This is a genomic window from Luteimonas sp. R10, assembly GCF_045689605.1.
Lineage (GTDB): Bacteria > Pseudomonadota > Gammaproteobacteria > Xanthomonadales > Xanthomonadaceae > Luteimonas.
This window is the reverse complement of record NZ_CP141262.1, coordinates 373,437-385,124: the sequence shown is the minus strand read 5'-3', so window position 1 is coordinate 385,124 and position 11,688 is coordinate 373,437. Positions and strand designations below refer to the sequence as shown.

General features: G+C 67.2%; 6 protein-coding genes. 3 read left to right on the top strand and 3 right to left on the bottom strand.

Annotated elements, in window-relative coordinates; all coding sequences use genetic code 11:
* Positions 1–139: 139 nt before the first annotated feature.
* Genes U3649_RS01525 through U3649_RS01515 form a run of 3 tightly spaced genes read right to left on the bottom strand, consistent with a single transcriptional unit; the run spans position 140 to position 2,874 of the window.
* Positions 140–1,054, bottom strand: a complete 915-nt coding sequence (locus U3649_RS01525; RefSeq protein ID WP_407353136.1) for a 2-dehydro-3-deoxygalactonokinase — start codon at positions 1,052–1,054, stop codon at positions 140–142.
* A gap of 57 nt (positions 1,055–1,111) precedes the next feature.
* On the bottom strand, positions 1,112–2,260 hold the full coding sequence (gene dgoD, locus U3649_RS01520) for a galactonate dehydratase (RefSeq protein ID WP_407353135.1): 1,149 nt from the start codon (positions 2,258–2,260) through the stop codon (positions 1,112–1,114).
* Positions 2,257–2,874, bottom strand: a complete 618-nt coding sequence (locus U3649_RS01515) for a 2-dehydro-3-deoxy-6-phosphogalactonate aldolase (protein WP_407353134.1) — start codon at positions 2,872–2,874, stop codon at positions 2,257–2,259. Before U3649_RS01515 ends, dgoD begins: the two co-directional genes overlap by 4 nt.
* A 415-nt stretch (positions 2,875–3,289) precedes the next feature.
* Here U3649_RS01515 and U3649_RS01510 point away from each other — a divergent pair, with 415 nt between their 5' ends.
* The 3 genes from U3649_RS01510 (at position 3,290) to U3649_RS01500 (ending at position 11,568) form a co-directional block, all read left to right on the top strand.
* Positions 3,290–4,258, top strand: coding sequence for a LysR substrate-binding domain-containing protein (locus U3649_RS01510; protein ID WP_407353133.1), 969 nt, complete (start codon positions 3,290–3,292; stop codon positions 4,256–4,258).
* Between the two features lie 686 nt (positions 4,259–4,944).
* Positions 4,945–7,884 (top strand): TonB-dependent receptor, encoded by a 2,940-nt coding sequence (locus U3649_RS01505; RefSeq protein WP_407353132.1) that lies wholly within the window; start codon positions 4,945–4,947, stop codon positions 7,882–7,884.
* Between the two features lie 969 nt (positions 7,885–8,853).
* Positions 8,854–11,568, top strand: coding sequence for a TonB-dependent receptor (locus tag U3649_RS01500; RefSeq protein ID WP_407353131.1), 2,715 nt, complete (start codon positions 8,854–8,856; stop codon positions 11,566–11,568).
* Positions 11,569–11,688: the final 120 nt, after the last annotated feature.

Below are 11,688 nucleotides of genomic sequence, written 5' to 3'. Positions count from 1 at the left end.
TCCTTGTCGCCAGGTCACGGAATCAAAGGGGACGGAGTGAGTCACCCCTGATTTCTCAGACACCATGAAGCGGACCTCGCAAGGGCCAGTGAGTGGAGGAGGCTTAAGCTTTCCTTCTGGTGATGCTCAGGCCGGCCGCTTAGGCCAGGCGGTGGTAATGCGCCAGTAGGTACACGCCGTGGGCGGTTAGCTGCTCGGAATGACAGTGGGTCTCGGTGTAGAGCGTGGCGAAGGCGCGAGTATAGGCATCGAGTAGCGCGTCGTTGCCGATCAGGTGCACCGTAGAGCCGGCGGCCTTCACCGATGCAGGCAGCAGCGCGCGGATTTCGTGCCCGATCAGCAGGCCGGAGAGATAGTCGGACAGGCGCTCGGCGGGCAGGCTGTCGAACAGCACGTGCGCGCGCGCGCCGAACAGATGGTGCAGCAGGCCGCCGTCGGCCGCGCTGTCGTGCAGGCCGCGGTCGAATGCCTCGGCCTCCGCGGTGCCGGTAGCCGTGCCGGCGTGGCCTGCGCCTGCAGGCGCCAGTTCGGCCAGGGTGCCGTGCCGGCGCAGCAAGTCGAACACTTCGCCGGTCATGGCGGTCGCGATCGAGACGATGCGGCCGTCGTCCGTTTCGACCCATTTGCTGTGGGTGCCCGGCAGGCAGATGACATGGCGGCCGCCGCCGAGCATGTCGAGCAGGGCGAGCACTTGGGTCTCCTCGCCGCGCATCGCGTCGCCGGCGCCGCTGCGGTCGGCCATGCCGGGCACGAACCAGAGCCGGCGGCCGGGCAATTCCGGCGTGTCGCAGGACCGCAGCGCCGCCGTGAGTGCATCGATGCCGGCGGGGCAGTCGACGTAGGGCACCTCCACCCAGCCGTTGCGGCTGCCGACCATGCCGCACAGCACGACGACGGCGTCGTCCCAGTCGCCGACGCAGGCGCGCAGCACCTCGGCATGGCGGCCGCGGCAGGCGGTGGCGCCCTCGGCCACGCGCCGCTGCGCGGTCACGGCGCCGGTGTCGTCGATGCGATAGGCGCGCAGCTGGCTGGTGCCCCAGTCGACCGCGATCATGCGCGCTCCGGGAATTCGGACGGACAGAGCACGGCGGCGCTCCGGATCATCGGGGCCTCACCACTCGGCCACGCTGCCGTCGGCATGGCGCCACAGCGGATTGCGCCAGGCCGGCGGCGCGCGGCTCGCTTCGAGCAGGCGCTCCTCGTCGATCTCCACGCCCAGGCCCGGGCCGGGCAGGGCGCGAATGTAGCCGTCCTCGCAGCGGAAGTCGTCGGGGTTGCGCACGTAGTCGAGCAGGTCGGCATGCTGGTTGTAGTGGATGCCGATGCTCTGCTCCTGCAGCACCGCATTGTGCGAGACGAAATCGACCTGCAGGCAGGCGGCCAGCGCCACCGGCCCCAGCGGGCAGTGCGGTGCCAGGGCGACGTCGTAGGCCTCGGCCATCGCCGCGATGCGGAAGCATTCGCTGATGCCGCCGGCGTGCGACAGGTCCGGCTGCAGGATCGACAGGCCGCCGGCGGCGAGCACCCGCTTGAACTCGAACCGCGAGTACATGCGCTCGCCGGCGGCCAGCGGGATCGCGCTGATGGCCGCCAGCCGCGGATACTCCTCGGCCTGTTCCGGCAGCACCGGCTCCTCGACGAACAACGGCCTGTACGGCTCCAGCTCGCGCAGCAGCACCCGCGCCATCGGCGCGCCGATCCGGCCGTGGAAGTCGATGCCGAAATCCACCGTGTTGCCGAACGCCTCGCGCACGCCGGCCACTTTGGCGATCAGCGCATCGATCGCCGCGGTGCCGGCGAGCGGCGCCAGCTCCTCGCTGCCGTTGAACTTGAACGTGTCGTAGCCATGCTCGGTGAGCGCGCGGATCTGCGCGATCAGCTCGGCCGGGCGGTCGCCGCCGACCCAGCGGTAGGTCTTCATGCGGTCGCGCACCAGCCCGCCGAGCAGCTCGTAGACCGGCACGCCCAGCGCCTTGCCCTTGATGTCCCACAGCGCCTGGTCGATGCCGGCGATGGCGCTCATCAGGATCGGGCCGCCGCGGTAGAAGCCGCCGCGGTACAGCGTCTGCCACAGGTCGTTGATCCGTGCCGGATCGCGGTCGACCAGGTAGTCCGACAGCTCGTGCACGGCCGCCTCCACGGTCTGCGCACGGCCTTCGATCACCGGCTCGCCCCAGCCGGTGACGCCTTCGTCGGTCTCGATCTTCAGGAACAGCCAGCGCGGTGCCGCGTGGTAGGTGCTCAGGCGCACGATCTTCATGGCAGGACTTCCAGATAGGCTTGCTTGAACGCGCGCGCGCTGTCCTGCGTGCGGTCGGCGGGTTGCCCCGGCCGATAGAGCTCGCCGCCGATGCCGGCGCCCGTGCTGCCGGCGGAGAGGTATCCGGCGAGCAATGTCGGATCGACGCCACCGACGACGAACAAGGGAACGGGCGGCAGCACGGCGCGCAACGCGCGCACGTGGGCCGGCCCATAGGTGGATGCGGGAAACAGCTTGAGCATCTGCGCGCCGGCGTCGAGCGCGGCGAACGCTTCGCTGGGCGTCGCGAAGCCGGCGACGACCTGCAGGCCGCGCGCCACCGCATGGCGGATCAGTGCGGGATCGGTGTTGGGCGTGACGATGAAGCGCGCGCCCAACTCGACCAGCGCGTCGGCGTCGGCGGTCCGCAGCACGGTGCCGCCGCCGATCCAGGCGCGGTCGCCGAAGGCGCGGACGGCGCTGCCGATGCTGTCGGCCCAGTCGTGTGAATTGAGCGGGATCTCGATCGCGTCGAAGCCTTCGTCCACCAGCGCCTCGACGTGCGCCAGGACTTCCTGCGGCCGGATGCCGCGCAGGATGGCGATCAGCGGAAGCCGGAACGGAGGCCCGCTCATGCGCACCGGGGCGACGGCATCGCCGGGCGGACGATCCGCCCGGCGTCGCGCAAGACATGGATGCCGATGGAATGCGCCATGGACCCTCCTCCTGGCATGGGGCCCTCGGCAGTGGCGGGGGCCTGCCCGCCGTCCTGCGCCGGGCGACCGTTCACGATGCGCGTCGGTGCGGCGTTACGCCAACCGTCGGGCCGCATGCGCCCATGCCGGTCACGCCCTCGCGGGGTTGGCGATGGGCCATAGCGTTGCCCGCAAACCTATGTTCGACAAATGAAATTTTCGGCAGATGCTATTCCCCATGTGAATACGTATCATCGACCGACGAGCCCTCGGCGGCCGTGACTTTTCCGCGATCGCCCGCCGCCGGCCGGCACGCATCCGCAGCCGCACCGCACCCCGGGGGAAGGTGGTCCGCATGGTCCAGGCAAGCACCAGCTGGTTCAACGCCTCGCGCCTGAAGACGCGGCATCTGCTGCTGTTGCTGCATCTGTACGAGCAGCGCAGCGTGCTGCGCGCCGCCGAGGCGGCCAGCATGACCCAGCCGGCCGCCTCCAAGCTGCTGGCCGAGATGGAAAGCGTGCTGGGCGTGACGCTGTTCGAACGCCACGCCCGCGGCGTCGAGCCGACCTGGTACGGCCAGGTCCTGATCCGCCGGGCGCGCTCGGCGCTTTCCGAGATCGGCCGCGCCCACGACGAGATCGCGGCATTGCGCAGCGGACAGATGGGGCAGGCGGCGATCGGCACCGTGGTCAATCCCGGCACCAACCTGGTGCCGCAGGCGGTCGCGATGGTCAAGCGCGACTTCCCCGACATCATGATCCGGGTGGAGATGGACTACAGCCGGCCGCTGGTGGCCAAGCTGCTGGACGGGCAACTGGACATCGTCATCGGCCGCATCATGGGTCCGGAAGGCGCCGGCGAGCTGGACTTCGAGCCGCTCGCCGACGAGCCGCATTCGGTGATCGCGCGGGCCGGGCATCCGCTGGCCGGGCGCACGCGGCTGCAGCACGCCGACCTGATCGACTACGGCTGGATCCTGCCGCCTGCGGAGAGCGTGCTGCGCGCGCGCCTGGATTCGGTGTTCCTGGAACACGGCCTGCAGCGGCCGCACAACATCATCGAGACCTCGGCGCTGCCGGTCATCACCAACCTGCTGCGCAGCGGCGATCTGTTGACCGCGCTGCCGATCGATTCGGTGGCGCCGTACGTGCAGGCGGGCCAGCTGGTCGCGCTGCCGATCGAACTGGGCGTGCGCATGGAGTTCTTCGGCATCGTCCGCCGCCGCGACCAGTTGCTGTCGCCCGGCGCCGAGCGGGTGCTGGAGGCGCTGCGGAGCACGGCGCGGCGGTTGTACGCGGAGATGCCGCCGCGGCATGCGCCTTGAGCGGCGTTCTTGCTGGTTTTCCGAAGCAGACCCAGGAACCGTTGAGGTTCGCCCCCAGGCCTGGCCAGTCGTTCGACGGTTGAACATCCGCAGGGGCAGGCTCTGAAGCCTCTCTCCCGCCGCGGCGAGACCGCGCGGCTTGCGCGCCATCTGGTGTGCGGACGGTCGAGCGCCCGTGCCGCTGGCACGGACCGGCCCCGGCTCCGGCCAACGTGCAGCAGGTCCCGGCGCAGGAAACGTTTTCATTCCGAGGTGGTGGAAACCGCCGGGTTTCGGAAGCAGACGCCGCCCGGGAAAAGAGCCGTTCGATATTCGCACGCACCGACCCAATCGACGGCCTCTTATATTCCAAAGAAATATAGATCTCCGTAAATATTTCATTGGTATGGCATCGCGCCTGCCGCCTATGCTCCGACGGAAGTCACGTTTTCACGATTCCGATCGATCAACGGCATTCATGGGCGGCGCGGCAGTTTGAAGCGGCCCATTTGCGGAACTCAGGAACACGCGCGCCATCGGAGCGCGCGATAGGTCGCCAGGCGGAGCCCGGCGCATGTGCCGGGCCCGCCATCCAACAAGAGCGGAACGCCGACCCGAAGAACGAGCGACCACAGGGAGCACGCGGCGCCACGGTGTCCGGGCCCCAACCGACAACGCAAGCCATGTGTCCTTGGGAGGGAACAACCATGTCAACGCGTCATCGCCGTGACCCTGCATGCCGGCTCGTGAGCCGCAGTTCCAGTCGCAATCGCTTTCCTCGTACTGCCATTGTACTGAGCATCGCCGCGTTGCTCAGCGCGCAGGCGCATGCACAACAATCTACCGAGCGTCCTGGTGGGGCGGACCAAGACGACGCCACCGAGTTGGACAGGGTGGTGGTCACCGGCGTGCGCGGCAGCCTCACCAAGGCGCAGATCATCAAGGAAACCACCGACCAGATCGTGGATTCCGTTGTCGCCGAGGACATCGGCAAGCTGCCAGACAACAACATCGCCGAGGCGCTGCAGCGCATCTCGGGCGTGCAGATCCGGCGCAACAAGGGCGAGGGCAGCGAGATCGCCATACGCGGCCTGACCCAGGTGCGCACCGAGCTCAACGGACGCGACATCTTCACCGCGAACGAGGGCCGCGCACTGAACCTCGAGGACGTGCCGGCCGAACTGCTCGCCGGCATCGACGTCTACAAGAATCCGAACGCCGAGCTGATCGAAGGCGGTATCGGCGGCCTGGTCAACCTGCGCACGCGCATGCCGTTCGACGCCGACGGCATGAGGATCAGCGGCAGCTTCACCGTCAACCGCTGGGACCTGCGCGATTCGGTGCAGCCGTCGGCCTCGTTCCTGTTCAGCAACCGCTGGCTGACCGGCGTCGGCGAGATGGGCTTCCTGTTCAACGCCGCCCGCCAGGAAGGCCAGTATCGCGAGGATCGCATCAATCTCGGCAACTACCTGGTGTTCGACGATGTCCCCGGCTACGAGGGGCAGGAGGTCGTGATCCCCACCGAGGTCGGCATGTACAGCCACTTCGGCGACCGCGAGCGCGACGGCCTGGCCGCGGCGTTCCAGTGGAAGCCGAACGACGGCATGGAGATCTATGCGCAAGCGTTGCGCTCGGACTACAAGTTCCGCAACCGCGAGTACAGCGTCCGCGCCGGCAACTTCAACAACGACACCGAGGACCTGGTGAACTTCTCCGGCAACGGCTGGGGCTTTGTCTCGCCGTCGATCCCCGGCTACGAAGCCTTCACCGATCCGTTCGGCTTCACCCCGGAAGGCGAGTTCCAGTACGGGACGTTCAACAACGCGCTGGTGACCACCACCGCGCGCATGGACTGGCGCAATTCGGTGACCAGCGACTACGGCGCCGGCTTCAAGTGGCAGGTCAACGACCGGCTCCACTTCTCCACCGACCTGCAGTACGTCGACGCCACCACCGAGAGCGTGAACTACTGGGTCGACCTGCTGGCGGGGCAGTTGTCCGACCCGAACGACTGGCGTGGCTGGTCAGGGCTCTACGGCATGCCGCCGGTGATCGTGGACTTCCGCGGCGAGCGGCCGTCGATCAGCGTCGTCGACCAGGCCACCGGCCAGCCGATCCCGGGTTACATGAGCAATGTCGAGAACTACGCCGGCTGGATGTCGCACCTGGACAAGCGCGACGACAACGACGCCGACCAGATCTCGTGGCGGGCGGACGTGCGCTGGGATTTCATCGACGGCGACTTCCTGCGTGACCTGCGCTTCGGGGTCCGCCTGACCGACCGCGACTCGATCGTGCGCAGTTCCAGCTGGAACTGGCAGAAGATCCCGCCGCCGGGTTCGGACAACGCCTGGGGCACGTGGGCCGCGGTGCCCCTGTCGGAGTACCCGGACGCGTGCTACAGGCTGTTCCCCTTCGGCGACCATTTCCGCGGACAGAGCGGCCTGCCGACCGGTTACGTGGCCTGCGACGAGATGGTCGCCGACTACGAGAACACCGTGCGCATGTTCGGCCATGATCCGGTGACGTACAACGCGCAGACCGACATTCGCGAGTTCGGCGAGAAGACCTATGCCGCCTACGCGATGCTGCGCTTCGGCAACGACAGCGGCCGCTTCCCCTGGGACGCGAATGCCGGCGCGCGCCTGGTGCGCACCGAGACCACGGTCGACGGCTGGGAGCGCGAGCAGGACGTGCCGGTGAACGAACTGATGCCGGTCAGCGTGAAGCACTCGTACACCGACGTGCTGCCGAGCTTCAATTTCCGCATGTTCTTCACCCCGCAACTGCAGTGGCGCGTGGCCGCCTCGCGCGCGATGTCGCGCCCCAACTTCGACCTGCTCGATCCGTACGTGCACCTGGGCAACACCTTCTTCGACTTCAACACCGGCGGCCTGTCCTACGCCAACCGCGGCAATCCCTACCTGGAGCCGATGTATTCCAATCAGTTCGACACTTCCCTGGAGTGGTACTTCGGCGAAGGCTCGATGCTTTACGGCACCGCCTTCTACAAGCAGGTCAAGGGCTTCTATTTCTACGACACGGTGACCGCCAACTACTACGACCCGGCGTACGAGGTGCAGGACACGCCGGACGGCTCGGCGCGCCCCTGCGTGGGCGCCGAGTGCGTGCGCCCGTTCGAGCTGCAGACCCGCGCCAACGGCGAGGACGGCAAGATCAAGGGCCTGGAGGTCGGCTACCGGCAGATCTTCGAGTCGGGGTTCGGGTTCGAGACCAACTACACCTACGTCGACAGCAGCGCGCCGTCGCCGGACGCGCAGACCACCGACGGCATCGAGGTGGCCTACCTGCCGCTGGAGGGGCTGTCCAAGCACAGCTACAACGTAGTGCTGTTCTTCGAGCGAGAACGTTTCTCGGTCCGTACCGCGTACAACTGGCGCGATACCTGGCTGGTCACCACCCGGCCGCCGAATGCCGGCCACGTGCCGCAGTACCACGACGAGACGGGACAACTGGACGCGTCGATCCGATTCAACTTCGACGAGGTCTGGTCGATCTCGCTCGACGGCACCAACCTGCTGGACGAAGAGCGCTTCGACTACTACGGCAGCCCGAGCCGTCCCAACGGCTGGTACCTCAACGACCGTCGGATCGGCCTGACCGTCCACGCCAACCTGGAGCTGTAGGCCCCGGCCCTCGCCCGCTACGCTGCGGGCGGGGTCGCGGCAGTCGGAAGTGCGATGCAAGCATGCGTTCCGGCGCATGACCAGCGGAGAGCCGCCTTGTCCCCGCACTTCCGATCCAGGCACTGAGGTTTCCCCACATTTCTCGCAGCCTATCTTCCCCCTTTGAAAAAGGGGGATCGAGGGGGATTTGCTGTTGCTGTTGCTTGGTCGGGCACCGAGCAAATCCCCCCCAACCCCCCTTCTACAAAGGGGGGAAGTAACCAAGCCGTTGAACTGATTGCAGGAAAGCAGGGAAAACCTCAGGTCCAGGCACGATTCGGGATCGCCGGCGGATGCGCCGGGTCTGCACCCGCGTCGCGGGGAGAGGGACCGTGCACGCGCTGGCGACTTGCCCGGCATGGACGCAGGCGGCCGGCGATGCATGGCGCGACGTCGCCATCGGTGGGCGGCGGCTTCGCCACCGGGCTGGCATTCCATCTTCCGCGCCCGATCTGCTGTATACGCGCACCGACGGCGGTGACGCATATCGTCGGCTTCCGGATGCGCGTCGCCGGCTGCCGCTGCTGAATTGGATGTGTGACACGACGACATCACCGTTGATGGCGTGGCGGCGATGCGGGGTGTCGTGGCGATGCGCGTCGGGGATTTCGTTTCCATCAGCAGGACGCAATTGATGCAACGCATCATTCGGTGACGATATAGCTCGCGGCGAATATTTCATTGGTATGGAATGTCACCCCCTCCTATGCTGCGGGCGAGTCTGCGGTATCGGGATGCGCCTCCACTCGAGCGGTGAGGCTTGCGGTCCGGGCAAGAACGCAGCGCCATGCGCATCGGGCGATGGAATGCCGGCGGGCCCCTGCCCTGCGAGCAGCGGTCGACCCGGAGCACGAGCATGGCCCGGCCGATCGGCATGCCGGGACGCTCGAAACCATTCGTCGTTCAAGTGGGTCCTGGGAGGGAACAACCATGCCAACACGTCAGCGCCACGCTCCGGCGGGCCGGGCCGCCGGCCGTGCATCGGTCCGCGGATTGCGGCATTCCGCCATCGCGCTCGGCATCGCCGCGCTGATGGGCAGCAACGCGTACGCACAGCAGCCCGCGCCCAATGCGGATCCGGAGACGGACGGCGCCACCGAGCTCGACGCCGTGGTGGTCACCGGCGTGCGCAGCAGCGTGACCCAGGCGCAGGCGATCAAGCAGAACGCCGAGCAGATCGTCGACTCGATCGTCGCCGAGGACATCGGCAAGCTGCCCGACAACAACGTCGCCGAGGCGCTGCAGCGCATCTCCGGCATCCAGATCCAGCGCAACTACGGGGAAGGCAGCGAAATCGCCATCCGCGGCCTGACCCAGGTGCGCACGGAACTCAACGGCCGCGACATCTTCACTGCCAACGAGGGCCGCGGCCTGAGCTTCGAGGACGTGTCGGCGGAGCTGCTGGCCGGCATCGACGTCTACAAGAACCCTTCCGCTGAGATGATCGAGGGCGGCCTCGGCGGCACCGTGAACCTGCGCACGCGCCTGCCGTTCGACTACGACGGCCAGAAGCTGGCCGGCAGCATCCAGTACAACCATTACGATCTGGCGGACGAGGGCGAAACCGCCTTCTCCGGACTGTTCAGCAATCGCTGGCAGACCGGCATCGGCGAGATCGGTCTGCTGGTGAACCTGTCCAAGCAGGAGGGCTCGTTCCGCCAGGACACGATCTCGATCGAGCCTTGGTGGGACCTGACGACCGTGCCCGGCCACGAAGGCCGGAACGTCTCGGTTCCGCGTGGCGCCGGCATCAACACCACCAATGGCGAGCGCGACCGCGAGACCAGCGCCATCGCGTTGCAATGGCGTCCCAATGACGATGTCGAAGTGTATCTGCAGGCGCTGCGTTCGGACTACGAGTTCAGCTGGCTGGACTACTCGTTCTTCGCCTACAGCGGCGGCAGCCCGATGGTGCCGGTTCCCGGCAGCAGCTTCGTGGTCAACGACCGCGACGAGTTCGTCAGCGGCACGTTCCAGGACACTCCGGTCGACTCCAACACCAGCCTGACAGAACGCCACTCGGTGACCACCGACTACTCGGCGGGCGCCAAGTGGAGCGTCAATGAGCGGCTCTCGTTGAGCACCGATTTCCAGTACGTCGATGCCACCACCGAGTCCACGCGCTACATCGTCGGCACCGGCATGACCGGCGTGCCGCGCTTCACCATGGACTTCAGCGGCGACCTGCCGCGCTTGGCCGTGACCGACGCCAGCGGCGCCGAAGGCTACCTGGCCGACAGCGCCAACTACATCGGCTGGAAGTTCCACCTGGACAACAAGGACGACAACGAGGGCATCGAGTTCGCCTGGCGCAGCGACATGGACCTGGCGTTCGACGACGGCTTCGTGCGCAGCTTCAAGGCCGGCGTGCGCTATACCGATCGCGATGCCGAGAACAAGGGCAACGTCTGGCGCTTCATGTGCTTGAACGACTGCGCCGGCGCCCCGTTCGCCGACTATCCGACCATCCCGCTGGTGCCGAACCCGACCACCGACTTCTTCCGCGGCGACGGCGACACCTTCGGCCCGACGCTGACCGCGTCCGACATCGCGGTAGGGAACTACGAAGGGACCCTTGCGGGCTTCGGCGCTCCGCCGCTGACGTTCGGCCCCACCAACGTCAACACCCAGAGCGAGCAGACCTACGCGGCCTACGGCGTGCTGCGCTTCGGCAACGACGTTGCCGCCCTGCCGTTCGACGGCAACGTCGGCGTGCGCGTGGTCCGCACGGAGCTGGAATCCACCGGCGTCATGACCGATCCGGACGACCTGACCAGCCTGCTGCCGATCAGCGTGACGCAGAACTACACCGACGTGCTGCCCAGCCTCAACCTGCGCTGGTTCCTGCGCGACAACCTGCAGTGGCGCTTTGCCGCGTCCAAGGGCATTTCGCGCCCGACCTTCGACAAGCTCAATCCCAATCTGGGCCTGAGCGTCGATACGGGAGGACGCCGCACCGGCTCGGCGGGCAACCCGAACCTGCGGCCGATGCAAGCCGACCAGTTCGATACGTCGCTGGAATGGTACTTCGGCAAAGGTTCCATGCTGTACGGCACCGCGTTCTACAAGAAGGTCGACGGCTTCCTCGCCGACGTCACGGCCGTCGAAACCATCGACGGCGAAGAGTGGGAGATCACCCGCCCGGTCAACGGCGACGACGGCAGGATCAGGGGCGTGGAGCTGGGCTATACCCAATTCTTCGACTTCCTGCCGGGCTGGCTGAGCGGTTTCGGCCTGCAGACCAACTACACCTACGTGGACAGCGAGGCGCCGAGCCCGACCGCGACCGACACCAACGGCCAGCCGCTGACGGTGCCGCTGGAAGGGCTGTCCAAGAACAGCTACAACGTCATCCTCAGCTACGAACAGCCCCGCTTCGCCACCCGCGTGGCCTACAACTGGCGAAGCGACTGGCTGGTGACGACCGCCGGCAACGGCACCGGCAACCTGCCGGTCTACAACAAGGGCTTCGGCCAGCTGGACGCATCGGTCCGCTTCAACATCAACGACGTCTGGTCGATCTCGCTGGACGGCGTCAACCTGCTGGATGCCCAGCGTGAAAGCTACCTCGGCTACGAATCGCGCTTGCGCGACTTCGTGATCAACGACCGCCGCTACGGCATCACCCTGCGGGCCAGCCTGTGACGGCGTGGTGTGGGAGCGACGGAAGTCGCGACGCTTTTCCGAGTTCGCCGTCGCGACTTCCCGGCAGCGGCATGCCGCCGTCACTCCCACAGGGAGTCGATCGTTCCCACCGGGGTTGAC